The sequence below is a fragment of the Pseudomonas sp. PAMC 26793 genome, from assembly GCF_000313235.1.
Taxonomy (GTDB): Bacteria; Pseudomonadota; Gammaproteobacteria; order Pseudomonadales; family Pseudomonadaceae; genus Aquipseudomonas; species Aquipseudomonas yamanorum.
The window spans coordinates 1-23,459 of sequence record NZ_AMXG01000003.1; the positions used below are offsets into that span (position 1 = coordinate 1).

A 23,459-nucleotide genomic window follows, 5' to 3' on the forward strand; every position below is an offset into this window, starting at 1 on the left:
GCTAAAGCGGGCACAGTCAAATGTGGGAGCTGGCTTGCCTCGATAGCATCAACTGGGTGTACCTGATGCACCGAGGTGTCTGCATCGCAGGCAAGCCAGCTCCCACAGAAAAGCAGAGCTGCATCCGCTTCAGATTTGGCTTTCGCTCTGGATCTTGCCTTTGCTTTTAACACTCAAGCCGGCCGGTAGGCCGCTGTGCTTTTGCTTTTGATTTTGATCTGCGGGCCCCGTTAACCACGATGGCCGCAAGTAGGCACGGTGGAGCGGGTAAATCGGCAGGGATGCCGATTTAGCCGCGCCGGGCCAATGGATGGCCCGTCGCGGCGGCCCGCGGTAATCGGGCCGGAGTGCGGGCATGCCGAGCCTAGGCGAGGCACCGAGTGGTGGGGCAAAGACCTTTTGGTTACTTTTGGGGCGTTTGCCAAAAGTGACCCGCTGTAAGAGCGGAACCCTAAGTCGCCGTTACCTAAATAACGGATATGTACTCGGCCCCCCTTCCTCAGGCCACTTTTCCAGCCACCTGGCGCTCCCGCTCAGCCACCAACTGCCGAGTCAGCGGTATCAGCCGCTTCCCGTAATCGATCGCATCATTCAGCGGATCAAACCCACGAATCAAAAAGGTCGTAATACCCAGGTCGTAATAGTCGAGCAACGCCTCAGCCACCTGATCAGCCGTACCCACCAGCGACGTAGAGTTACCCTGAGCCCCCAGCAGCCCGGCAATCCCGGTCCACAACCGCTTATCCAACCGCGAACCCTGAGCCGCCGCCGCCAACAACCGACGCGACCCCTCATTCGGCGGTTCACGCTTCACAAACCCACTCTTCTCAGCCAACGCCGTCGCCTGCTCCAGGATGCGATCCGCACGCTCCCACGCCAGCGCTTCAGTCTCCGCCAGAATCGGCCGCAACGACAAACTGAAGCGAACCGTACGCCCATGCTTCGCCGCCTCCGCCCGCACCTGGGCGACCACTTCCTTCACCTGCTCGTAGGTCTCACCCCACAGCGCATACACATCCGCATGTTTGCCCGCCACCGCAATGGCCGCCGCCGAAGACCCGCCAAAATACAACGGTATATGCGGCTGCTGCGGCGACTTCACCGTCGAAAACGCCCCCTCGTACCGGTAGTAAGTACCCTGATGGTCGAAGGGCTTTTCGCTGGTCCATTCCTGCCGCACCACGCTCAAATATTCGTCGGTGCGGGCATAACGTTCGTCCTTGTCGATATGGCTGCCATCGGCCCGCAGTTCACGGTCGTCACCGCCGGTGATGATGTGCACGGCGGTGCGCCCGCCGTTGAACACATCCAGCGTCGCGAACTGGCGGGCGGCGAGGGTGGGTTGGACAAAGCCGGGCCGGTGGGCAATCAGGAACTGCAGCTTTTTCGTCACGCTGGCCGCGTGGGCGGCGATCAATGTGCTGTCCGGGCTGTTGGAGTGGAACGCCACGAGGGCGCGGTCGAAGCCGGCTTCCTCATGGGCGCGGGCCACGGTTTCCACGTAGTCGGGCTGCAAGGTCGGGCCGCTGCGAGGGTGGATCTCCGAGGCGTGGTGGCCGCCGATATAGCCGATAAATTCGATGCTCATGGTCAGTCCTTGTTGAGGGCAGGAATAAAGCTGCTATCGAAAATAGGGGCCGCACCCGGGCCTGTAAAATGCCGATTGGTTCTATCCTAATTATAAAAATACAGAATCATAGTTTTATATAGTTATCAGTAATATGCATTTTATTCGCATTAGGTTATTCCCAAATAGAATTTCACTGAGGTTTTTTATGCGAATAGCATGAAGCCGCAGCGGCGCTCCTGGCCGTGTTCTTGATGAGGAAGGAAGCCCGATGACTGAAAAGTCCCTTAACGCCAGTTCGTTTTCCGTCGACAAGGCCGAGGGTCAGGCCGGGGTCGCATCCCGCTTGATTCCACGCTGGTTGCGCAACTGGCGCACTCCCGATGTGTTGCTGCGGCTGGTGAGCCCGATTGTGTTGTTGCTGCTGTGGGAACTGGCCTCTGAGCTGGGCTTTATTCCGGCCCGGATCATCGCCGCGCCGTCGCAGATTGGCGGCACCTTGTGGGCGATGGTTGTTTCCGGTGAGTTGGGCAAGCACCTGCTGGTGTCGCTGCAACGGGCGCTGCTGGGCTTGAGCATCGGCGTCAGTATCGGCGTGGTGGCTGCGCTGATCACCGGCCTGTCCAAGCGGGGTGAGGTGATCCTCGACTCACCGATGCAAATGCTGCGCACCATTCCTTCCCTGGCGCTGGTGCCGTTGTTCATCCTCTGGTTCGGCATCGGCGAGTTCACCAAGATCGCGCTGATCGTCACCGGCACCACGTTTCCGGTGTACCTCAACCTGTTCGCCGGCATCCGCAACATCGACCCCAAATTGATCGAGGCTGCCAACACCCTCGGCCTTAACCGCCGCGAGCTGATCTGGCATGTGATCCTGCCGGGCTCGCTGCCTTCGTTTTTTGTCGGCCTGCGCTATTCCCTGGGCATCTCCTGGCTGGCCCTGGTGTTCGTCGAGCAAATCAACACCACCGCCGGTATCGGCTACCTGGCCAGTGATGCGCGGGACTTCATGCGCACCGACGTGATCGTGATCTGCCTGTTGATCTACAGCGTGTTGGGCCTGCTGATCGATGGCCTGATCCGCACCCTGGAACGTTTTGCCCTGGCCTGGCGCCCTTCGTTTGTGAGGAACTGACATGTCGATTCTCGAAGCTTCAACAGCACCGGTGCAGTTGCGCAATGTGGTGCGCCAGTTCGGCCAGCAGCGGGTCATCGACGGCCTGGACCTGGACATCGCCCCTGGGGAGTTTGTCGCGTTGCTGGGGGCCAGCGGTTCCGGCAAGACCACCTTGCTGCGCAGCCTCGCGGGCCTGGACAGTATCGACAGCGGCCAGTTGCGCGTGCCCAAGGCCCGCGCCGCAGTCTTCCAGGAGCCGCGCCTGATGCCGTGGAAACGTGCCTGGAAAAACGTGATCCTCGGCCTGCGCGTTCCCGACGCCAAGGCCCGCGCAGTGCAGGCGTTGACGGAAGTCGGGCTGGCCCATCGGCTGGAGGCTTTCCCGGCGACCCTGTCCGGCGGCGAGGCTCAGCGCGTGGCATTGGCCCGCGGCCTGGTGCGCGAGCCCAAACTGCTGTTGCTGGACGAACCCTTCGCCGCGCTGGATGCGTTGACCCGCATCAAGATGCATCGCCTGATCATCGAGCTCTGGCGCACACACACGCCGGCCGTGTTGCTGGTCACCCACGACGTCGACGAAGCGATCCTGCTGGCCGACCGCGTGATCGTGTTGGCGAATGGCAAGATTGCCGAACAGCTGACCATCGACCTGCCCCGTGCACGGGATACCGGCCAGGACGGTTTCCAGGCGATTCGCGCACGCTTGCTCAGCCTGCTGGGGGTGGAAGTGGACGCCCCGGCCACGCAGGCGGTTAATGCCAATGTACGGCGGTTCGCCCATGGTTGAGCTGAGGACGGTAGGGCGGTTGGTGGCGGCGCTTTTGCTGGGCGGCTGCGACAAAGCCGCTGAAGCCCCGAAGTCCGCCTCGGACCAGTCCGGCGTGACCTTGATCCTGGGTGACCAGGCCAAAGGCTTGCGCACCGTGGTGGAAGCGGCCCACACCCTGGACGGCATCGACTACAAGGTCCAATGGGCCAACTTCCAGGGAATTGATGGACCCCGAGGTGTTTTCGCCGCAAGCGTTGGCCGCTTCGCCCTGAAGTCGTTGTGTTTTGCCCGGGTCTGAGGTCTCATTGGGGCCGGGAAAACTGGCGGGTAAGGAACAGCACTTGATACGGGAAGAACTGGCGCAATATGGCGGGATCACCGTCATGATTCCGGCCGCAGTGGTCATCGCCGTCTGGCTCTGGTACTCCCGGCCCCAGGCGGTCAAGTGGTGGTTGATGACAATCGCCTGCACCTATTCCATCGTCGCGTTCAGCAAGCTGTTGTTCAAGGGGTGGGGCGTGTCGCTCCAACACCTTGATATTGCCGTGCTCAGCGGTCACGCCATGAATACCTCGTTGATGGTCCCCGTGGCGATAAGCCTGGTGGCGCGCCGCATCAACCCCGATTGGCGCTGGCCGGCGGCGGTCTGCGGGCTGTTGATCACCGCCTGGTTCAGCGCTTTTTGCGTCGCGCCCTATATTCACCCGCTCAACGAGGCGCTGGCCGGTGGCTTCTTGGGTGGGATGGCGGCGATCGCTTTTCTATGGCGACTGGAAGTGGTTGAGGTGCGGGTTTCCCCATCCTTGATCGGTGGGGGAATGGTGATTCTGTTGCTGAGTGCGATGGTGCCCAAGTACAACGCCGAGAAACTGCTCAACCATGTCGCCGTGGCGGTTTCAGGGGCCGATCAGGCCCATCAGGAGCCTTCCTGGCGGGCCTCTTCCATGCCGATGAACGCCGAGTAAGTGGCCAGGTCCAGGGCCAGGTTACTCTCCACCAGCAGCTCCAGCAGTACCGTCTGGCAATTGAAGCGCCGGGCATCGCCACGGCGCTGAGCGCGCTTCATTTGCTTGAACAGCGTATCGGTGATGTCCTGCGGCGAGTTGTCCCGCAAGCGATCCAGCCAGTGGGACAGCACCTGGGTGTTGCGCGCGTATTGCGCCGCCGGCAGCTGTTCGTTGGGCGCCAGGCCCACGAATCCTTCAAACGCGTTCGTCAGCCTTTTCAAGGCGTAGGCCCGTTTCAGATCCTCATAAATGCTCATGGCCGCTCCTCGGTGCAGGAGATATTGGCCAGTAACTCGGCGGTCTTTATTTGCATCAGGTGGCTGTCGCCGCGGCTTTCCACACACAGGCAAATGGACAGGGGATTGCTCACCTGCAACTTGAAGCGCCAGTCGGCAAAGACCATTGAAAGCCCGCTACAGGATTCATCGCTGTCCAGTGAGTTGCTGGCGTATAACACCTGCATGCGTTCTACAACAGTGGTTGAACTATTAACCTTGACGTGGATGTTTCCCGAAGAAGGAAACAGGCCGATACGCTCTACCAATAGCTTTGAACTTTTCATGGCCGTCCCTCGCTGTTTATTCAGGGATTACTTTATTCTGAAGAGGCGAAAAAGTAAGGGGATGTTATTTTTAGTCTGCTAATAAGCGGGATGTTATTTTTGGTCGGCTTAAGGCAATTATCAGCAAGTTGTCCGGACTCGGCTGATTTCTGCTAAAGGCACGTTGATGCGCTGTTCCCGTTGCAGGAAGTTCATCAGCAATACCACACGTTCTTCTCCGTCCATGGTCAGGAAGACGGCCTCAAGTTCGGCAAACGGCCCCTCATTGATGCGCACGCTTTCGCCCGGCTGCAACAGGGTTGCCACAACGCCCTGGTGGTCTCGCTCCTGCAGTTCATCCACTAGCGCGTCGCTGATGGGCAGCGGATGTGCGCCGAATGCCACGACCCGCGACACCCCGCGGGTCGAGCGCAGGGAGCTCCAGCTGTCCTGCAGGCTCATTTGAATAAACAGATAACCGGGAAACAGCGATTCCCGCGTGGTCCTGCGCTGGCCCTTCAACAGTCGTTCGCGTTTATAGGTAGACCGAAAACAGGTGTAGCCCTGGCGCTGAAGATGTTCCTCGGCGCGCTCGTCCTGCCGGGATTTGCACTGGACCAAGTACCAGGCTTTATTGGCATTTGCGCTCATGGAACTTCCTCTGTGTATATATAGCGAAACTCGGTGGTCAGGTAATTTAAAGCCGGTAGAGGCTGCAAAGGCATGAATGTTATAAAACGTCGGGTTGGTGCGGGTGTTGTTATTTTTCGTCCGGAGATAGTTTTGGGTGAAGTGGGGGTTCCATGGTAATAAATACTGCCGTGAAGTTATGAAGTTGATGTCAGCGCTTCATGGGGTAATGGATGGCCCAGGGAATAGTGCTTTGTTTAAAAGAGTGTTGATTGTCTGTATTGGCAATATTTGCCGTAGTCCCACCGCAGAAAGCCTTTTGCGTGGCGCACTCAGTCGCTGCGATATCAAGGTCAGCTCCGCCGGCATTGCCGCGCTGGTCGGCAAACCGATTGAAAGCACCGCGCGTGCGGTACTTGAGGCCCATGGTCATCCGGCCGTTGAGCACCAGGCCATCCAGCTGGAGCCACAGGCGATCAGTGAAGCCGACCTGATCCTGGTGATGGAGCGACAGCACATCAGCGCCGTACTCAGCATGGCGCCCGAGGCACGGGGCAAGGTCTTGCTGCTGGGTAAATGGCAAAACGAGCGCGAGATCAGCGACCCCTACCGGCAAGGGAAAGCTGCTTTTGTGCACGCTTATGCGTTGATCGAAGAAGCCGTAAACGCATGGGCGCAGCGTCTCACACGCTGATCGCCATGACTTTTTGAATCGATATAAAGGCTAAGAATCCGACTTATGCAGCAAGCGCCAGCAGTCACCGTACGGGAAGACGATAACGAGGAGATTGATCTCCTCGGTCTGTTTGGAACACTGATCGACCATAAGTGGTTGATCGCCGCGGTTACCGGCGCCTTTATGCTCACCGGCGCCGCGTATGCGGTGTTGGCGACCCCGGTCTATCAGGCGAATGCCCTGTTGCAGGTCGAAGCGAAAAAGAACGACTTGCTGGGCTTCTCGGACATCGGCGGCATGCTGGGCAAGGAGTCGCCTTCGGCCACTGAGATCGAGCTGATCCAGTCCCGCTACGTGATTGGCAAAACCGTCGACAACCTGAAACTCGATATCGTCGTACAGCCCCTGTACTTCCCGGTGGTCGGTGAGTTCCTCGCGCGCCGCTTCCAGAAGACTAACCCCGGTGCAATCGCCGAGCCCTTGCTGGGGCTGGATAGCTTCGCCTGGGGCGGCGAGTCGCTGAAGATCTTCAAGCTGGACCTGCCCGACGGGCAGTTGGGCAAGAAGCTGACCCTGACCGTGGGTGAAAACGCGCATTTCACCCTGGTGGATGAAGATGACCAAGTGCTGGCGGCCGGCGAGGCTGGGCAACTGATCGAGCAAAATGGCGTCGCCTTCCAGATTGAAGAACTGCGCGCCAAACCCGGCACGCGTTTCCGGGTGATCCGCAATGCGCGCCTGACCAGCATCCTCGACTACCAGGAAAACCTGGACGTGGTCGAGCGGGGGAAAGAGTCGGGCATGATCGGCCTGGCGCTGGAAAGCACGGACCCGGACCAGGCGATCAACATCCTTAATCAGATCGCGGCCATCTATGTGCGGCACAACGTGGAGCGCACCTCGGCTGAGGCGGCGCAAAGCCTGGCGTTCCTCAAGGAGCAACTGCCAGAGGTCAAGAAGGACCTGGAAAAAGCCGGCAAGGCCTTGAATGAATACCAGACCCGCAGCAAGTCGGTGGACATCACCCTGGAAACCAAGGCGATTCTCGACCAGATCGTGGGGCTCGACACCAGCATCTCCGAGCTGAAGTTGCAGCAGGCCGAGATGGACCGCAAGTTCACCCGCCAACATCCCGCGTATCGCGCGTTGCTGACCCAGATCGGCGAGTTGACCAGCAAGCAACAGAGCCTGGCGAGCCGGGTCGAGAGCCTGCCCTCCACCCAGCAGGAACTGCTGAGCCTGACCCGGGATGTCGAGGTCGGCACCGCCATCTATACCCAACTGCTGAACAAGTCCCAGGAGCTTGATGTGATGCGGGCGGGGACCGTGGGCAACGTACGTCTGATCGACACCGCAGACGTCAATTACTTCAAACCGATCAAGCCGAAAAAGATCCTGATCGTGCTGATCGCGACCTTGCTGGGCGGCTTCCTGGCGGTGGCCCTGGTGCTGCTGCGCAAGGCCTTGAACCGTGGCCTGGAAAGCCCTGAAGCCATCGAGCAACTCGGGTTGCCCGTGTATGCGTCGATTCCGTACAGCCCGCTGCAAAAAGTTGAAGAAGACAAAATCTCCCGAGGGCGTGGGCGTACCGATGCCGGTTCTTCGTTGCTGGCCATCAGTCACCCTACGGACCTGGCGGTGGAGGCCCTGCGCAGTTTACGCACCAGCCTGCACTTCGCGATGCTCGAGGCGTCGAACAACCGCATCATGATCTCCGGCCCCAGCCCCGAGGTGGGCAAGACCTTCGTTTCGGTCAACCTGGCGGCAGTGATCGCGCAAACCGGGCAGCGCGTCTTGTTGATTGATGTGGATATGCGCCGGGGCTACCTGCACAAGGTGCTGGGTGTGCCGGCCAAGGATGGGCTTTCCGACATCCTCTCCAATCAATGCACCCTTGAAGGTGCGATCCACAAAACCGGCATTGAAAATCTCGACATCATCAGCCGTGGGCAGATACCGCCGAATCCTTCCGAGTTGCTGATGCATCGCAACCTGACCGAACTGTTGTCGCAAGTCAGCGAACGCTATGACCTGGTGATTCTGGATACGCCACCGCTATTGGCCGTGACCGACGCGGCGATTGTGGGACGGCAGTCGGGGACCAACCTGATCGTCACGCGCTATGGCTTGAATCCGGCTAAAGAAATCGAGCACACCATGCGCCGGTTTGCCCAGAACGGCATCGTGCTCAGGGGCGCGATCTTCAACGGCGTTGAAAAGAAAGCCTCGGCCAAATATGGCTACGGCAACTACGGGTATTACCAGTACGAGTACCAGGCTGATCGAAGCTGATTCACAACGGTAATTGCAGGATAGCGGTCACGTTCTCAGGAAATGAACGAAAAATCCTGGGGCGGTAGCGTGCCAAATTCAAATCAGCATAAAGAATACCCAGCCATGTTTTACCTGTTATCCCTTATCGCGCTGTCAGCGGGTTTGCTCGCGGCGAAAAATCCAAAATACTCAATTGTAGTGTTTGGGATAATGCTGGCTGTTATTCCTACGGGTAACTCCTACAGCGAAATAATCTCGCTCAAAGGCATCTACTTCTTTGACTTTTACATCGTCGGTGGGCTGGGTGCGCTGCTGGTCAGGCAGGTGGTTTCTCAGAGGAATCAACTGACAGCGCCAGGCGGCCTGTTGTTTGGCTGTGGACTGTATGTGGTGTTACTGGCGTGCGGCCTGCTGGAGTCTTCCAACAAGTACCTGTTGAAGGATGTGCGGCCTTTCATAATGATCCTGTCATTTATCGTGCTCTCGAACATCGCGACCCTTGCCGCGAAGACCCTGAAGCTGCAAACGGTGCTTTTGCTATTGATCGCGATGACGGCATTCAATGTGCTGGATATCGCGTGGTTGCGGTTGGGCTTGTACAAGTTTCAAGACGTCTACTATGAAGAAAACGCCTACCGGTACCTGGATGGCGGTACGTACGCCGCCGTGGCCTATCTGATTTATTACTTCATCGACCCACGGCTGTTTGAACAGCGGAAAAAGCTCGCCAGAATTTGCCTGGCCACCTCATTCATCTGTCTGTTTATCGCCAATTCGCGCTTCATCTTCGTGTCGGTGTTTGCGGCGATCATCATTCACCAATACACAAAGCCGGCCCGCATGATCGGGGTCGCCCTGGCCGGGGCCGTTGTACTGATGGCGTTTATTGGCGTCAGCAACATAATCGGCGCTGACCGAATCAATGACGGTTTGTCGTCCGAGGGCATGGCCGCTCAACTGGGCACTCGCTTCAGCCCCGCACTGGAGCTGATCCGCAGCATGAACCCGCTGCATTACTTTGTCGGATTGGGCGCGGGAACGCCGTTCGAAATTCCCTGGTTTGAATACCGTGGCCTGGATGACAAGAACTCGAATATCGACAGTGCCTATTTAACGTATTTCGTTAAGTACGGGCTGATCGGCTTGTACCTGTTGTACGTGTTCATTACCTCGATTACCCAACGCATGAACAGCCGGGTGGCGGTCTCGATCGCTGTGTTTTTGGGGGTGATGTTCGTCGTGTCGGCCACGCCTTATCAGCCGTACGCCATCGGTATCGCTTATGGCGCCATCGTTCTGCGCGTCTGTGCTGAGCATACGGGCAGGCAACGCAGGAAGCTGCTTAAGCCGGACCTGCCGCTGATAACCATGCCCTTACAGGTGAAAGCCGGATGAACAGCACAGTGTTGAAAAAATTCGTCTCCAGTACGGCCTGGAGCTTCATCTCCGCCGTCGCCACCAAAGTGTCAGTGGTGATCACTGGCATTCTGGTGGCCCGGGTATTGGGCGCCCAATCCTTTGGTGAATACGGCCTGATCCAAAGCGCGATTGTGATGCTTGCCAACGTCGCCGCCCAAGCCACCACTACGGCAACGGCCAAGCATATCGGGCAGTTCAAGGAGATCTGCCCCGAGAAAACCGGCCGGGGTATCGCCCTGACGCTGATATTTTCGGTGTTTTTCAGTGGGATGATCATCGGGACAGCGCTGTTTTTCCCGCACTTCTTCTCCAGCGTTATCTTGGGCGCAGACCGCCTGAGCGCGGCGTCGCTGATTGTACTGAGCACCATCACGTTGATTATTTTGTCGGGGTGGACCCAAGGCTGTCTGACCGGGTGGGGGCAATACCGGTCGATTGCGACGATCAACGGAATCATCGCGATGGTCGCGATCCCGGCGACTTATTTCCTGACCATCAAGTTCCGGCTCAACGGTGCGTTGTTGGGATTGGCCGGTTCCCAATTGCTGATTGTGTTCTTCAGCGCACTGGCCTGCTGGAAAATACTCAAGGCCCGAAACACCACGCTGAGCTTCAAAGGCGCAATGACTGAAAAGCATGCCGTGCTGTCGGTGGGCCTGCCGGTATTGCTGACGGGCTTGATGGTCGCCCCGATGAACTGGTTCGCCAACAAGTTGTTGGCGGAAACCACCAACGGCCTTGCCGCGTTGGGCATGTACGCCGCTGCCATGCAATGGAACGCGATCTTTTCACATGTTTCGGTGGTGTTGGGCTCTGTACTGGTACCGATGCTGGCCGCAGCGCTGGGCGGTAAAAACCGCAAGCTGGACGCCTTGAACTTTCTGTCGGGCTGGCTGGTGGTGTTAGTGATCATACAGCCGGTGATCATGTTTCCTGAGTTACTGGCAAAGCTCTACGGGAGCAGTTTCCTCGGGCGGGATTTTGAAGTGACGTTGGTCTTGGTGATTCTGGGTTCTCTGCTCAGTGCATTTAAGTCCGGTATTTCAAGAAAGATGATCGTGATGAACCTGGCCTGGTTCAGCGTCATGAGTAACGTTCTATGGGGCCTGCTGTTTATCGTCGGTGCGCTATGGCTGAGGGAGGAGGGCGCAATCGGGATTGCCAAGGCCTTTATTGGTTCGCAGTTCATCCACTTCCTGTTAGGGCTGCCTTATTTTGTTTATAAGAAAATACTGCCTTTGGAACTGCTTATATCTCCCAGGATTTTGATCCTCTGGACATTGCCTTTTATCAGTTTCATAGCCAGCGCCTACGTTGAAAGTGTGCTGTATCGACTGATGATTATGGCGACGATATTTATCTACATTCTCGCAACAACGGTTGCCTTGAATGCCGTGTTTAATGACCCCGTGGAAAATGGAAGCCCAGCATGAATGTCAGTAAAGTTTATATCCGGGGTGCATATGGTCCGGGTAACTTGGGTGATGACGTATTAATGCTATGCGTGATCAATATTCTGAAAAAACGCTTTAAAGAGTCGGATATTGCGGTGGGTGTCGATCATCCGCAGATCGCCAGGAACTTTAATCCGCGCATCAAGTGGCTGCATATCAAGGAGCCGGTCAAGGCTGACCTGGTGGTGTTGGGCGGCGGCGGCCAGTTCTTCTCGTTCATCCCGCCGGCCAAGGAAGTCACCGCCACCACCGGTCGACTGGCAAAGGCCTATAAGCGCATCAAGGCTCAAACCGACCTGAAGTCCACGCTGTTACGCCTGTATGTCGGGCTGCGTGGCGGTGTCGACAAGATCTACTTCCACCGACGCCTGGCGGCGTTCTGTATCGGCCTGGGCCCGTTTGATGGCGGCGGCAAGCTGCTGACCCGTGCCGTCAGCGTGATCAATCGCTGTGACTACATTTCCGTGCGGGACGGCACCAGCCAGCAGCATTGCAATACCTTTGGAAAGAAAGACGTGGAGGTGTACACCGACCCCAGTCTGCTTTCCGACCTGTGGATCTCCAGCAAAGACCTGGAAATCGGCAGCCTCAAGAAGGGCAAATACCTGTCCTTTATCCTGCGCGACTGGCCCCACGATGCGAACGGGCAACAGTTCATCAAGGCGATGGTCCAGGCCGCTGACGAGTTGGCCAAACGTGGCGAGCAGGTGCGCCTGGTCTCGCTCTACAAAGAGCGTGACCAGCACCTGATCGACAAGTACGACACCTTCGAGTGGTTGTGCTGGGACGCCGCCGGCGATACCCCTGAAACCTTCATGGCGAAGCTGATCGTTGAGTCCGACGTGATCATCAGCGCACGGGCCCACGGCGTACTCCTGCCGGCTTCCCTGGGTTTCCCCACCATCGCCGTTGAAATCGAAAACAAGCTGAAAAAAGTCCATGAAATGCTGCCGCACGGCACGAAGCTGGTCAGCGTCCCGGACCCCGACGTGATCATCACGACCATCAGCGAATTCCGCCAATCGAAAGCGCAAATGGCCGAGCACCTCAAGCAAGAAATTGCCCAGCGATCTTCCCTTGCGCAAAAAGCGGTGGACGACTTTTTGAAATGGGTCGATGGAAAATAAAGTGGAGGGGGCAATCGACGTGAAAAAGACAGCCTCGACGCTACTTACTTTGGCGTTCTCTCTGCAGGTGGCCGCGAGCGGTGCATCGCAGATCAGCGACCGCTGCGAGCAACGCATCAAGAACATCTATCCGTCACTTCCTGACGTGTCGCAGGTGCTCGACGGTGCTCAGGCGCAGAACAGCATCAAGGGCCGGGCCAATTTAACCAACAAAACCTACAGCCAGAAAATCAAGGACATCGCCGTGTATTTTCCTGCCGGCTCGTACGACCCGGGCTCGATGGTTCGGCTCGGATTGCCCTACGGCGGAATCGAATTCAAATCCCCGCTCCCGCAACCGGGCAGGGAGTGCCTGGTGCTGACGTACGAGTTGAAGTTCGACAACAATTTCAATTTTGTAAAAGGCGGCAAGCTCCCTGGCCTCTACGGCGGCATCGGCAATACCGGCGGGAAAATACCCAACGGCCATGACGGCTTTTCCACGCGCTACATCTGGAAAGAGAAGGGGGCCGGTGCCATCTACGCCTATTTGCCCACCAGCAAAACCTGGGGCACGGCAGTCGGCCTGGGGTCCTGGATCTTTACGGTCGGGCAGTGGCACAGGTTGGAGCAACTGGTGAAGTTGAATACGCCGGGGCAGGCCGACGGCGTGATTTCCATCTGGTACGACAAAAAGCTGGTGCATTCCGAAACCGGACTGACGTTTAGAGACACCCCGGACATCACCATCGATGGCCTGCTGTTTTCTACGTTCTTTGGTGGGAATAACCCGTCGTTCGCCACGCCGGTCAGCACCCATATTCGCTTCAGGAATTTTGTGATGAGCTCCCAGCGCGTGACTGATGCATCAGGGCAGGGTGACTAAGTGAAAAACCTGAAACTGAATATCAAGAAGGCCGCTGTTGCGCTGTTTAATTCGGCGCTCAGCCTGGCGTTGTTTTTCAACCTGAGGCGTTCACTGCTCAGGCTGACCGGATGCCAGGTGGGCGCGAAAACCACCGTTCACCGCAAGGTGGTTTTTTTTACCTTCGGCAACTTCTCCATCGGGCAAAACTGCACGGTCAATTACGACTGCTACCTGGACAACCGGGCCGGTATCCAGATTGGAGATAACGTCAATATTTCCCACAACGCCCGGATTTATACCCTGGGACACGATATCGATGACCCGATGAGTTGTCTGGTGGGCAAACCCGTAGTGATCGAAGACAACGCCTGGATCTTTCCCAATGTGATGGTGATGCCAGGCGTCACCATCGGAAAAGGCGCCGTGGTTTATCCAGGCAGTGTGGTCACGCGCAACGTTGAAGCGTACTCGATTGTGGGCGGTAACCCGGCCAGACATCTTCGCTTCAGGAATAACAATATTCGGTACAGCGCCGACTTTCCGATTTGGTTTGCCGTGTAAGTACCTCACTGGCTCCACCCTTATTCAGGCAGGATTCTGACGTGAAATCATTAATGATCGCGTGGATTGGCTATCAACGACGCGCCGATACCATGAAGCAATACTGGGCCTATGACATTCTGCACTTGCCCAACCAGTTCAAGCAGAAATCGGCGCGGCCACTGGACTACTTGATCAAGTCGTTTAAAACCATCAAGACGCTGTTGGCCGGTTCGCCGGAAGTGCTGTGGGTGCAGTTGCCACCGAGTCCGGTATTGCATATAGCGCTGGCCTACAAATTTATATTCAACCGGCGCTTGAAGATTATCGCTGACGCCCACAACAGCCTGTTGCGCAAACAGTGGATAGGCTTTCCGGGCACTGTGTCCCTGTTGAATAGAATCGACGCAGTGGTCGTGCATAACTTTAAAGTCAAAGAAGAATTGGCAGGCCTTGGCGTCAAGGAAACCAATATCTTTATCCTGGAAGACTTGCCGTGTGACTTCCCGGCGGCGCCCGCCACTGAGCGCGAGAGGCCCTATGTGCTGTTTCCATGCTCCTTTGATATCGATGAGCCCATAGAGGTCGTGATCAACGCCGCCCGGGAAATGCCGGAAGTCGACTTCCTGATCACTGGCAAGCACCAGGGCAAGCTGTCCGAAGAACTCGTGGCGTCACTTCCCGCGAACATCAAACTGACCGGTTTCCTCAGCAAAGCGACGTTCGAACAGTTGCTGTGCAACGCGAATGTGGTGCTCGGCCTGACCACCCGCGACAACGTCCAGTTGAGCGTGGCCAACGAAGCGGTCAGCGCCGGCCGGCCGATGGCGCTCTCGAATACCACGGTACTGCGCTCGCTGTTTTCCGAAGCGGCTGTGTTCGTGGACACCCTGAACCCGCTGTCCATAAAGGCCGGCGTCGCGCAGCTCATCGCCAATCAAGACATCTATAAAGAGAAATCAGCCTTGCTCAAAGCCAAGCGAATAGCCCGCTGGAAAGGCCAGGCCCAACAGTTAAGAACTGCCGCCACTATTTAATGATGTCTATTACACCTGACAGGAAGGGAACCGTCATGACTCAATCAAGTGATGTTTTATTGATTTGTTCTGGAGGTGGGCACTGGGTACAAATGAGCAAGTTGCTGCCGGCCTTCGACGGTCAGAAAGTTACCATCGCCACCGTTGATATCAGCATTGGCTCGCAGTATCCCGCCCACGCGTTTGCGCAAGTCCCAGACTTTAATCGCAGTGAGCCGATGAAGATCATCAAGGGCTTTTGCCAGATCTTCGCGATCGTCTACCGCAGCAAGGCTAGGTACGTGATCTCCACCGGCGCCGCTCCGGGGTTGCTGGGATTGGTCGCGGGAAAACTCATGGGGAAAAAGACCCTGTGGATCGACAGCATCGCCAACCCCAAGAAACTCTCGTTGTCCGGCCGCATCGCTGTTTATTTTGTCGATGAGTTGCTCACCCAGTGGCCCACACTTTCGCAAAACAGCCGGGCCCAATATAAAGGGAGGATTGTGTAAATGATATTTTGCAGCGTTGGCACTCAAGCACCCTTTGAACGGATGCTCGGCTACTTGCATGAGTGGAGTCATGCAAACCCTGAGGTCCCGATTGTCGCCCAAGTGGGCAATCAGGAACACGACCTGGGCCGCATTACGGCGCACAAGACTATTGCCGAGCCGCTGTTTTCCAAGAACTTTAATGCGTCAAAAGTGATTGTTTCCCATGCGGGCATGGGCAATATCATTCGCTCCCTTGAACTGGGCAAACCCATCGTTATCGTCCCACGCGACAGCCGACGGGGTGAACACATCAATAATCACCAGTACGACACCGCCGAGAACTTTTCAGATATTCCGTCGGTGTTTATCGCCCACGATAAGGACGGCTTCTTTTCGGCGATTGATTCGGCACTTAACTACAGCAGTTCGGAACGTTTATTGGACTTTACCGAAAGAGACCGTTTGATCAGTTATGTGAAGTCATTCACGTCCTGAGTTTCGGCTGTTTGTCGACACGCTCCCATTACGTTTAATCATCGAGTAATCGCTATGATCCCAGTGATATTGTCTGGCGGCTCAGGCACGCGCCTGTGGCCGCTTTCTAGAGCACTTAAGCCAAAGCAGTTTATAGCGCTGCACGGTGACTTGAGTTTGTTTCAAGCCACGCTGGACCGCATCAAGCACCTGTCGATAGAGGGCGAGAACGTCAGCCCTCCGATCATTGTGTGTAACGAAGAACACCGTTTCATCGTGGCCGAGCAAAGTCGATCGCTGGACCTGATACCCCAGAAAATCCTCCTGGAACCCACGGCCCGGAATACCGCCCCGGCGATCGCTGCCGCGACGCTGTCAGCCCTGCAAGACGGCGATGATCCGATCCTGCTGGTGTTGGCGGCAGACCATGTGATCGGTGATACCAGCGCCTTTAATGCGGCCTTGACGTTGGCCACGGTGGAGGTCAACAAGGGCAAGATCGTCACCTTCGGCGTGGTGCCTACCAAGCCGGAGACCGGCTACGGCTATATCCGCACTCAAGCCGCTGCGCTCGACGGCGCCGCACATGTCGAGGCCTTTGTCGAAAAGCCCGACCTTGAGACCGCACAAAGCTACCTGGCCCAAGGCAACTACTTCTGGAACAGCGGCATGTTCATGTTCCGCGCTTCCGTGATGAAGGCTGAGCTGGAGCGCTTGAGCCCGGAGATCATGGTGGCCGCGGAACTGTCCCTCTCCAATGCTACCCACGACCAGGATTTCACCCGGCTCAACCAGGTGGATTTCGTGAACGCGCCCAATGTGTCGATTGACTACGCGGTGATGGAAAAAACCGACATCGCGTCGGTGGTCATCCTCAACTCCCCGTGGAGCGACCTGGGGGCCTGGGACTCGGTCTGGGAAGCGAGCCTCAAGGACCAGAACCAGAACTGCACCCAGGGCGATGTGCTGCTGCAAGACGTGACCAACAGCTATGTGCATGCCAGCCACCGCCTGGTCACCGTTGCCGGGATCAATGATGTGGTGGTGGTCGAGACCGCCGATGCGATCCTGGTGACCACCAAGGACCATGCGCAAGACGTCAAGAAAATCGTCGCGCAGCTCACTGAAAAGCACCGGATCGAGAGCGCCAGCCACCGCGAAGTCTATCGGCCGTGGGGCAAATATGACTCGGTGGACCAGGGCTATCGCTACCAGGTGAAGCGGATCACGGTTAAGCCGGGGCACAAGCTGTCGGTGCAGCTCCACCACCATCGGGCCGAGCACTGGATCGTGGTGTCCGGCACCGCGAATGTGCAGATCGCCGACAAGCAGGTGCTGCTCACCGAAAACCAATCCACCTACATCCCCATTGGCGTCGTGCACTCTCTGGAAAACCCGGGACGCATTCCCCTGGAGCTGATTGAAGTGCAGTCCGGCTCCTACCTGGGCGAAGACGACATCATCCGCTTTGAAGACCGCTATGGCCGCCTCGAGCTTGTTTAAAGGACTATTGAAATGAACGTAACTGTATTTGGAATCGGCTATGTGGGCCTGGTGCAAGCGGCGGTGCTGGCCGATGCGGGGCATGAAGTCTGTTGTGTCGACATCGACGCCACCAAAGTCGAGAACCTCAAGAGCGGGATCATTCCGATCTATGAGCCCGGGCTGAGTGCCCTGGTGCAGAAGAACCATGATGCCGGGCGCTTGCAGTTCACCACTGACGCGGCGCAAGGCGTGCGGCATGGTGAGGTGCAATTTATCGCCGTGGGCACGCCGCCGGATGACGATGGCAGCGCCGACATCAAGTACGTGCTCTCCGTTGCCGCGACCATCGCGCTCAACATGACCGAGCCGAAGATTATCGTGAACAAGTCCACGGTGCCGGTGGGGACGGCGGATAAAGTCCAGGCCAAGGTGTCCGAGGTGTTGGCGTCCCGGGGGCTTGAGGTGGCGTTTCAGGTGATCTCCAACCCCGAGTTCCTGAAGGAAGGTTCGGCAGTCGCTGACTGTACTCGTCCCGACCGAATCATCATCGGCAGTGACAGCAGCTACGCCGTGGAGCGCATGCGGGAACTGTATGAACCCTTCAACCGCAACCACGAAAAAATCATCACGATGGACATCCGCAGTGCCGAGCTGACCAAGTACGCGGCCAACTGCCTGCTGGCCACCAAGATTTCCTTCATGAATGAAATGGCCAACTTCGCCGAACGATTGGGCGCAGATATTGAAGCCGTTCGTAAAGGTATTGGCTCGGACCCTCGGATTGGCTACGACTTTATCTACCCCGGCTGCGGTTACGGCGGCTCGTGTTTCCCCAAAGATGTACAGGCCCTGGAGCGCACCGCGTCGTCGATCGGCTATCAGGCAACGCTGCTGTCGGCCGTCGAGGAAGTCAACAAGCGCCAGAAGCAGCACCTGTTCGGGCATATCCACCATCACTTCGGTGGGCAACTGGAGGGTAAGACCTTTGCAATCTGGGGCCTGGCTTTCAAACCCAATACCGACGACATGCGCGAAGCCTCCAGCCGCGTGCTGATCGAACAATTGCGCAGTGTGGGCGCCAGGGTTCAAGCCTTCGACCCGGAAGCAATGGCCGAAACCCAGCGCATTTACGGCATGAACGAAGACCTGCTGCTCATGGGGACCAAGGAAGCCGCGCTGCAAGGTGCCGATGCGTTGGTGATTGTGACGGAGTGGCGTGAATTCAAAGCCCCGGACCTGGACTTGATTAAAGAAAAACTGAGCACGCCTGTGATCTTCGATGGCCGCAATATATTTGATCCGCAGCGGATGAAAGCCAACGGCTTTGACTATTACGGTATTGGTCGCGGGTTATCAGTACGGCCAGTCGTTTAAACCTGACGATTATTAACATGGGTGGTTTGAGCTATCCACAAGTGAGATGATTTCGAGGGGCTAAGTGCGTGATCCAACAGGATCTTTGTACAGTTTGCATAGCCTGTTTATCTCCGTTCCATCACTACGCCCTTATGTGCAAAGTTTGTTAAGGGGTAAATATCGAGAAGGAGTCTGATATGAGGAAATTACTGTTGGCCGGCTTGCTGGCTTTCACAAGTACTGCGGCACTGGCGGCGGGTGAAGTCGCTGGCGCAGCGGTGAGCGAGGCGGCCAGCACCGGCGGCGAGTCACTGTCGTTGAGCACCCCGCTCGTGGGCGGCGTGACGCTCGGTGAAGGGGTAGGCGTCGGCACGGCCGTTGTCGGCGCTGCGGCAGCCGCTTCCAACTCGGGCGGCAGTTCCAATGGGGGTACTGCCGGCACCGGCGGCACCACCGGCACAGGCGGTACCACGGGTACCAACTAATAACCCGCAATGTGTGTTGTTCAAGATCACCCGGAACTTTCTGGGTGATCTTTTTTAGACTCGCCCTCGACTAGCGTAGTGCCATTATGATTCGTAGGTTACCTGTTCTTTTGCTGGCAAGTATCAGCTTGCACGGCTGTATGTTTTCGCCTGGTCAACACATGGACACCCGTCAAATGTCCAGTGAGGGCTCGCCCGAAAGTACCCGGGTGGAGTTGATTCCGATCACGCCTAAATTGATCGCCATGGATGCCGCCACGCACGTTCGCGAATCACTGCCTTCGGAATTATTGTCTTATGTCCCGGGTGGCTATCGTGTAGGCGCCAATGACCTGTTGTTTATCACGGTCTGGGATCACCCCGAGTTGACGGCACCGTCCGGGCCGCAACAGCAGATCGATGCCAACGGCCGCCTGGTGCGCCCCGACGGCACGCTGTTTTATCCGTATATCGGCAACGTCCCGGTGGCCGGTAAAACCATCGAAGAGTTGCGCGCCTTTATCGCCGGGCGACTGTCGCAATTTATTGAAAGCCCTCAGGTCGACGTCAGCGTCCTGCGGTTTGCCAGCCAGACCGTGGTGGTGAGCGGTGCGGTGATCAAAGCCGGCCAACAGCCGATCACCACCACGCCATTGAGTGCGGTGGAGGCCATCGGCGCTGCGGGTGTAGACCCGACGAATGCCGACCTGTCGGGCCTGACACTGACGCGGGACGGCCGTGAGTACAGGCTGGACCTGGACAGCCTGAATCGCCAGGGCTCGCAACTGCAGGGCATTTACCTCAAGGGCGGCGACCGGCTGTATCTGCCCTATAACGACCAGAAACGTGTGTACCTCATGGGCGAAGTCAATCAGCCCCGGGCCCTGAGTTTCAAGGGCAAGTCGATCAACCTGACCGATGCCCTGGGCACGGTGGGTGGCTTGAACCAGACCACCTCCAATGGCAACGCGGTCTACGTGATTCGTGGCGTGGACAACCTGGAAGCAGAACCCGCCAAGGTGTTCCAGCTCGATGCCCAATCACCGTCCGCGCTGGTGCTGGCCACCCGGTTCGACTTGCAGCCCCAAGATATCGTGTACGTCGGGCCGGCTGGCGTGACGCGCTGGAACCGCCTGATCAGCCAACTGCTGCCAACCGCCAGTGCCGTCGGGATCGGTGCCCGATCGTTTAATGACCTCAGTGAAGCCAACAGCAGATAAGGCTCAAGCCCTCCGTGAACATTTTGCCTACCTGCGCCTGCCTGTCGATGGCGCTCTTGTTGAGCGGCTGTAACCCTTTGATGAGGGCGTCCTGGTACACCCTCGAAACCTCCGTCAGCGGCCCGGCCCCCATCCACGTGACCCGTGCCCAGGTCGACGCCGTGCCGTACCCGCAGATCCTGGTCACCACCGCTGTCAGCGAGGGGGTGATGGCCAGGGCACGGCGCCGGGGCGACCTGGAGTTCTGGGTCGCTTCCGGCAAGCAAGTGGTGATGATGCGTGACGGCCTGGTGGTACGCACCGTCGGGCTGGGCGTTTCCCTGGACGGCACTCGCTTCAGTGGCGAGTCACCGTTCAAGCGCGGCCTCCAGCACCTGCCCGATGGCTACACCAGCACACGCTGGATCGACGTCTACGACGGCAACCAAATCGGCGTCGCGGTCAACAGCCGTTTCAGCACCCGCGACGTCGAGGCCCTCCGCATTCTGGACAAGGATCATGCCGTGCTGCGCATCGACGAGCAGGTGGAGGTTCCCACCTTGGATTTCCGCGCCACCAACCATTATTGGGTCGACCCGCAGGATGGTTTCATCCTGCGCAGCGAGCAGCATCTGACGCCCCGGTTGTCCCTGAAAATCCTGCAGCTACGCCCTGATCGGGAGGCTGCCCGGTGAAGTCTCTGAATCTTCTATGGCTGGGCCTGTTGTTGATCGGCCCCGGTGCGAGCCAGGCAGCCGTCACGGTCAGTGGCGATGCACGCAGCCCTGGCGCCTATGCCGTCAAACCGGGGGCGCGCTTGCTGGACGTGATTCGCGTGGCGCAACCGAATGCCGAAAGCTACTGGTTGGGTGCCGCGTGGTTGCACCAGTCGTTGATGGACCGGCAGGCGCGTTTGAAGGCCGGGGTTTTGTTCGATTTGAAACTGCTGCAACGGGGGGCCTTGCTGGACGACCGGCGCTCGCTAGCGGACTTGAGTGCGCGTCTGTATCGGCAGGTCGAGCAGTTGCCGGTCACCGGTCGCCAGGTGGCGGTGCTGGACCCGATCGCCGTGGAGGCGGGGTTCGCACGCAACGCGTTGCTCGATGACGGTGACCAGCTTGTTTACCCCGAAAGGCCGTCCACCGTGGAGGTGCTCGGGGCCGTTGCGCAGCCCTGTGAGGTGCCGTATCGCGCCATGGGGGAGGTCCGGGATTATGTTCGTGACTGCACCGTCCTCGACGACGCCGAGCGCGATGACCTGTGGCTGATCCAGCCCGACGGCCAGGTACGACGGGTGGGCGTGGCGGCGTGGAATCGGGAGGACGGCATTGTGGCTGCTCCCGGGAGCCGGATCCTGGTGCCGGTGCGCAGCGATGACCTTGAGACGCCGACCCCTGATCTCAACCAACAACTGGCCGAGTTTTTTGCCACTCAACCGTTGGCTGAGGTGAACCCTTGAATTTACGTTTTGCTGCTGTATTGCTTTTGCCCTGCGGACTGGTTCACGGAGAACCCCGTTACACCCAAAATGATTTCGGCGGCGTGGGTCTACTCCAGACCCCCACCGCACGCATGGCCCCGGCGGGCGAGTTGAGCGCCAACGCCAACCGCACCGATCCCTACTCACGCTACAGTTTTTCCTTGCAGCCGTTCGACTGGCTGGAGGGCTCGTTTCGTTACACCGCCATCAGCAACCGCAGGTACGGCGCCGAGGCGTTGAGCGCAAGTCAGAGCTTCAAAGACAAGGCCATCGACTTCAAGGCGCGGCTTTGGGAAGAAAGCCACTGGGCGCCCCAACTGGCCTTCGGCGCCCGGGACATCGGTGGTACCGGGTTGTTTTCCAGCGAATATTTCGTCGCCAACAAGCGTTATGGCAACCTGGATTTCAGCCTCGGTATCGCCTGGGGCTACCTGGGTAATCGGGGGGATTTCGGTAACCCGCTGTCGGTGTTCGGCAGCAAGTTCAACGACCGGCCGAAGAGCACGGCGGTCGTCGCCAGGGCAGGGGATGTGAACTCCAACGCCTACTTCAGGGGGCGTCCTTCGTTGTTTGGCGGGATCGCCTATCAAACGCCCTGGGAACCCCTGAGCCTGAAACTCGAATACGAGGGCAACGACTACAAGCACGAGCCGTTGGACAACCCGATCAAACAGGATTCGCCGGTGAATATCGGCGTGGTCTACAAGCTGGCCGACAGCGTCGATCTGAGCGCGGCCTGGGAGCGCGGGAATACCGCGATGTTTGGCATCACCCTGCACACCAACTTTGTCAGCCGCAAGGCGCCGGTGAAGACGTACGACCCTCCCGCCGAACCGTTGCCGACGCGCATGCCGACGACCCCGGCCGACCAGGTTGACTGGGCCAACGTATCCGATCGTTTGCAGCAGAATGCCGGCTACAAAGTGGAGCGCGTTGCCCAACGCGGTTCCGAGCTGATGGTGTATGGCGAGCAACAACGCTACTTCTATTCAGCCAAGGCCGTGGGGCGCGCCAGTCGGATTCTCGACAACAGCGTCAATCAGGATATCGATTGGTTCACCCTGGTGAATAAGCGCTATGACATGCCCATCGAAGAAACCAGCGTGCCTCGCGACACGTTCCGCGCGGTGGTCAACAACCATCAGCCGTTGAAGGACCTGCACCGTACCACCGAGGTCAACCCGGCGATTGCCCATCGGGAAACCACGCTCTACACCGGCACCCGCCAGCCGTTCAACTACGGGCTCGGCCTGGGGTACAAACAGAACATCGGCGGCCCCGACGGGCTGCTCTATCAGTTCACTGCCGACGCCGATGCGGAATACCGTTTTACCCGCAACACCTGGTGGAGCGGCTTGGTCAGCGCCAACCTGCTGAACAACTACGACAAGTTCACCTACGACGCGCCAAGCGGGTTGCCGCGGGTGCGCACCGACCTGCGCCAATACATGACGACGTCCGATGTGACGATGCCGAACTTCCAGTTCAACCATGCGGCGCGGCTGGATCGGGACCTGTATGGC

The 23,459-nt window shown here is 58.0% G+C and carries 24 protein-coding genes and 1 pseudogene; 21 read left to right on the top strand and 4 right to left on the bottom strand.

Going from position 1 to position 23,459, the window contains the following annotated elements; all coding sequences use genetic code 11:
* Positions 1–499 precede the first annotated feature (499 nt).
* Complete coding sequence (locus tag D109_RS0100025) at positions 500–1,588, bottom strand: LLM class flavin-dependent oxidoreductase (RefSeq protein ID WP_017475045.1); 1,089 nt, start codon at positions 1,586–1,588, stop codon at positions 500–502.
* Between the two features lie 250 nt (positions 1,589–1,838).
* Here D109_RS0100025 and D109_RS0100030 point away from each other — a divergent pair, with 250 nt between their 5' ends.
* From D109_RS0100030 to D109_RS0100045, 4 genes and pseudogenes are all read left to right on the top strand, one after another.
* The gene (locus D109_RS0100030; RefSeq protein WP_017475046.1) at positions 1,839–2,702 is read left to right on the top strand and encodes an ABC transporter permease; all 864 of its coding nucleotides are present in this window, start codon (positions 1,839–1,841) and stop codon (positions 2,700–2,702) included.
* A 1-nt stretch (position 2,703) separates the two neighbouring features.
* On the top strand, positions 2,704–3,471 hold the full coding sequence (locus tag D109_RS0100035; protein ID WP_017475047.1) for an ABC transporter ATP-binding protein: 768 nt from the start codon (positions 2,704–2,706) through the stop codon (positions 3,469–3,471).
* A pseudogene (locus D109_RS0100040) lies at positions 3,464–3,673 on the top strand (ABC transporter substrate-binding protein); the annotation flags it as partial. The gene D109_RS0100035 and the pseudogene D109_RS0100040, both read left to right, overlap by 8 nt.
* A 121-nt stretch (positions 3,674–3,794) precedes the next feature.
* Positions 3,795–4,418, top strand: coding sequence for a hypothetical protein (locus D109_RS0100045; RefSeq protein WP_017475049.1), 624 nt, complete (start codon positions 3,795–3,797; stop codon positions 4,416–4,418).
* Here D109_RS0100045 and D109_RS0100050 read toward each other — a convergent pair.
* The 3 genes from D109_RS0100050 to rfaH all read right to left on the bottom strand — a co-directional run bounded on the left by D109_RS0100050 (position 4,370) and on the right by rfaH (position 5,652).
* Positions 4,370–4,717 (bottom strand): hypothetical protein, encoded by a 348-nt coding sequence (locus tag D109_RS0100050; RefSeq protein WP_017475050.1) that lies wholly within the window; start codon positions 4,715–4,717, stop codon positions 4,370–4,372. The genes D109_RS0100045 and D109_RS0100050 overlap by 49 nt on opposite strands.
* On the bottom strand, positions 4,714–5,022 hold the full coding sequence (locus D109_RS0100055; protein WP_226476182.1) for a phosphomannomutase: 309 nt from the start codon (positions 5,020–5,022) through the stop codon (positions 4,714–4,716). The genes D109_RS0100050 and D109_RS0100055 overlap by 4 nt, the downstream gene beginning before the upstream one ends.
* Before the next feature lie 120 nt (positions 5,023–5,142).
* Positions 5,143–5,652, bottom strand: coding sequence for a transcription/translation regulatory transformer protein RfaH (gene rfaH, locus D109_RS0100060; RefSeq protein ID WP_017475052.1), 510 nt, complete (start codon positions 5,650–5,652; stop codon positions 5,143–5,145).
* Positions 5,653–5,884: 232 nt separating this feature from the next.
* Here rfaH and D109_RS0100065 point away from each other — a divergent pair, with 232 nt between their 5' ends.
* The 17 genes from D109_RS0100065 to D109_RS0100145 all read left to right on the top strand — a co-directional run.
* Positions 5,885–6,325: a low molecular weight protein-tyrosine-phosphatase gene (locus tag D109_RS0100065; protein WP_177325493.1), complete on the top strand. Its 441-nt coding sequence runs from the start codon at positions 5,885–5,887 to the stop codon at positions 6,323–6,325.
* A gap of 45 nt (positions 6,326–6,370) precedes the next feature.
* Positions 6,371–8,599: a polysaccharide biosynthesis tyrosine autokinase gene (locus D109_RS0100070; protein ID WP_017475054.1), complete on the top strand. Its 2,229-nt coding sequence runs from the start codon at positions 6,371–6,373 to the stop codon at positions 8,597–8,599.
* Between the two features lie 105 nt (positions 8,600–8,704).
* Positions 8,705–9,976: a DUF6369 family protein gene (locus D109_RS0100075; protein ID WP_017475055.1), complete on the top strand. Its 1,272-nt coding sequence runs from the start codon at positions 8,705–8,707 to the stop codon at positions 9,974–9,976.
* Positions 9,973–11,433 (top strand): oligosaccharide flippase family protein, encoded by a 1,461-nt coding sequence (locus tag D109_RS0100080; RefSeq protein WP_017475056.1) that lies wholly within the window; start codon positions 9,973–9,975, stop codon positions 11,431–11,433. The genes D109_RS0100075 and D109_RS0100080 overlap by 4 nt, the downstream gene beginning before the upstream one ends.
* Positions 11,430–12,581, top strand: a complete 1,152-nt coding sequence (locus tag D109_RS0100085; protein WP_017475057.1) for a polysaccharide pyruvyl transferase family protein — start codon at positions 11,430–11,432, stop codon at positions 12,579–12,581. Before D109_RS0100080 ends, D109_RS0100085 begins: the two co-directional genes overlap by 4 nt.
* Complete coding sequence (locus tag D109_RS0100090; protein ID WP_017475058.1) at positions 12,571–13,446, top strand: polysaccharide lyase; 876 nt, start codon at positions 12,571–12,573, stop codon at positions 13,444–13,446. Before D109_RS0100085 ends, D109_RS0100090 begins: the two co-directional genes overlap by 11 nt.
* Positions 13,447–13,989, top strand: coding sequence for a DapH/DapD/GlmU-related protein (locus D109_RS0100095; RefSeq protein WP_017475059.1), 543 nt, complete (start codon positions 13,447–13,449; stop codon positions 13,987–13,989). It begins immediately after the preceding gene.
* A 53-nt stretch (positions 13,990–14,042) separates the two neighbouring features.
* Positions 14,043–15,005, top strand: a complete 963-nt coding sequence (locus D109_RS0100100; RefSeq protein ID WP_017475060.1) for a hypothetical protein — start codon at positions 14,043–14,045, stop codon at positions 15,003–15,005.
* Positions 15,006–15,040: 35 nt separating this feature from the next.
* On the top strand, positions 15,041–15,496 hold the full coding sequence (locus D109_RS0100105; RefSeq protein WP_256219458.1) for a UDP-N-acetylglucosamine transferase subunit ALG14: 456 nt from the start codon (positions 15,041–15,043) through the stop codon (positions 15,494–15,496).
* A complete protein-coding gene (locus tag D109_RS0100110; RefSeq protein ID WP_017475062.1) occupies positions 15,497–15,973 on the top strand; it encodes a glycosyltransferase in 477 nt (158 codons plus the stop codon). It abuts the gene before it with no gap.
* Between the two features lie 54 nt (positions 15,974–16,027).
* Positions 16,028–17,455 carry a mannose-1-phosphate guanylyltransferase/mannose-6-phosphate isomerase gene (locus tag D109_RS0100115; protein WP_026077664.1) on the top strand — a complete coding sequence of 476 codons (1,428 nt, stop codon included), beginning with the start codon at positions 16,028–16,030 and terminating at the stop codon, positions 17,453–17,455.
* Between the two features lie 12 nt (positions 17,456–17,467).
* On the top strand, positions 17,468–18,811 hold the full coding sequence (locus tag D109_RS0100120) for a UDP-glucose/GDP-mannose dehydrogenase family protein (protein WP_017475064.1): 1,344 nt from the start codon (positions 17,468–17,470) through the stop codon (positions 18,809–18,811).
* Positions 18,812–18,990: 179 nt separating this feature from the next.
* Positions 18,991–19,278: a hypothetical protein gene (locus D109_RS0100125; RefSeq protein ID WP_017475065.1), complete on the top strand. Its 288-nt coding sequence runs from the start codon at positions 18,991–18,993 to the stop codon at positions 19,276–19,278.
* A gap of 86 nt (positions 19,279–19,364) precedes the next feature.
* The gene (locus D109_RS0100130; protein WP_152416316.1) at positions 19,365–20,477 is read left to right on the top strand and encodes a polysaccharide export protein; all 1,113 of its coding nucleotides are present in this window, start codon (positions 19,365–19,367) and stop codon (positions 20,475–20,477) included.
* Between the two features lie 14 nt (positions 20,478–20,491).
* Entirely contained in the window at positions 20,492–21,151 is a 660-nt protein-coding gene (locus D109_RS0100135) for a YjbF family lipoprotein (RefSeq protein ID WP_085988713.1), read from the top strand.
* Positions 21,148–21,915, top strand: coding sequence for a capsule biosynthesis GfcC family protein (locus D109_RS0100140; protein WP_017475068.1), 768 nt, complete (start codon positions 21,148–21,150; stop codon positions 21,913–21,915). The genes D109_RS0100135 and D109_RS0100140 overlap by 4 nt, the downstream gene beginning before the upstream one ends.
* A partial coding sequence (locus D109_RS0100145; protein ID WP_032868010.1) for a YjbH domain-containing protein occupies positions 21,912–23,459 on the top strand: 1,548 nt, incomplete at its 3' end. The genes D109_RS0100140 and D109_RS0100145, both read left to right, overlap by 4 nt.

What these genes read in the sequence shown, in the direction of transcription:
- D109_RS0100025 (WP_017475045.1), bottom strand. Translation starts at nt 1,588, where the DNA reads ATGAGCATCGAATTTATCGGCTATATCGGCGGCCACCACGCCTCGGAG.
- D109_RS0100030 (WP_017475046.1), top strand. Translation starts at nt 1,839, where the DNA reads ATGACTGAAAAGTCCCTTAACGCCAGTTCGTTTTCCGTCGACAAGGCC.
- D109_RS0100035 (WP_017475047.1), top strand. Translation starts at nt 2,704, where the DNA reads ATGTCGATTCTCGAAGCTTCAACAGCACCGGTGCAGTTGCGCAATGTG.
- D109_RS0100050 (WP_017475050.1), bottom strand. Translation starts at nt 4,717, where the DNA reads ATGAGCATTTATGAGGATCTGAAACGGGCCTACGCCTTGAAAAGGCTG.
- D109_RS0100055 (WP_226476182.1), bottom strand. Translation starts at nt 5,022, where the DNA reads ATGAAAAGTTCAAAGCTATTGGTAGAGCGTATCGGCCTGTTTCCTTCT.
- rfaH (WP_017475052.1), bottom strand. Translation starts at nt 5,652, where the DNA reads ATGAGCGCAAATGCCAATAAAGCCTGGTACTTGGTCCAGTGCAAATCC.
- D109_RS0100070 (WP_017475054.1), top strand. Translation starts at nt 6,371, where the DNA reads ATGCAGCAAGCGCCAGCAGTCACCGTACGGGAAGACGATAACGAGGAG.
- D109_RS0100075 (WP_017475055.1), top strand. Translation starts at nt 8,705, where the DNA reads ATGTTTTACCTGTTATCCCTTATCGCGCTGTCAGCGGGTTTGCTCGCG.
- D109_RS0100080 (WP_017475056.1), top strand. Translation starts at nt 9,973, where the DNA reads ATGAACAGCACAGTGTTGAAAAAATTCGTCTCCAGTACGGCCTGGAGC.
- D109_RS0100085 (WP_017475057.1), top strand. Translation starts at nt 11,430, where the DNA reads ATGAATGTCAGTAAAGTTTATATCCGGGGTGCATATGGTCCGGGTAAC.
- D109_RS0100090 (WP_017475058.1), top strand. Translation starts at nt 12,571, where the DNA reads ATGGAAAATAAAGTGGAGGGGGCAATCGACGTGAAAAAGACAGCCTCG.
- D109_RS0100100 (WP_017475060.1), top strand. Translation starts at nt 14,043, where the DNA reads ATGATCGCGTGGATTGGCTATCAACGACGCGCCGATACCATGAAGCAA.
- D109_RS0100105 (WP_256219458.1), top strand. Translation starts at nt 15,041, where the DNA reads ATGACTCAATCAAGTGATGTTTTATTGATTTGTTCTGGAGGTGGGCAC.
- D109_RS0100110 (WP_017475062.1), top strand. Translation starts at nt 15,497, where the DNA reads ATGATATTTTGCAGCGTTGGCACTCAAGCACCCTTTGAACGGATGCTC.
- D109_RS0100115 (WP_026077664.1), top strand. Translation starts at nt 16,028, where the DNA reads ATGATCCCAGTGATATTGTCTGGCGGCTCAGGCACGCGCCTGTGGCCG.
- D109_RS0100120 (WP_017475064.1), top strand. Translation starts at nt 17,468, where the DNA reads ATGAACGTAACTGTATTTGGAATCGGCTATGTGGGCCTGGTGCAAGCG.
- D109_RS0100125 (WP_017475065.1), top strand. Translation starts at nt 18,991, where the DNA reads ATGAGGAAATTACTGTTGGCCGGCTTGCTGGCTTTCACAAGTACTGCG.
- D109_RS0100130 (WP_152416316.1), top strand. Translation starts at nt 19,365, where the DNA reads ATGATTCGTAGGTTACCTGTTCTTTTGCTGGCAAGTATCAGCTTGCAC.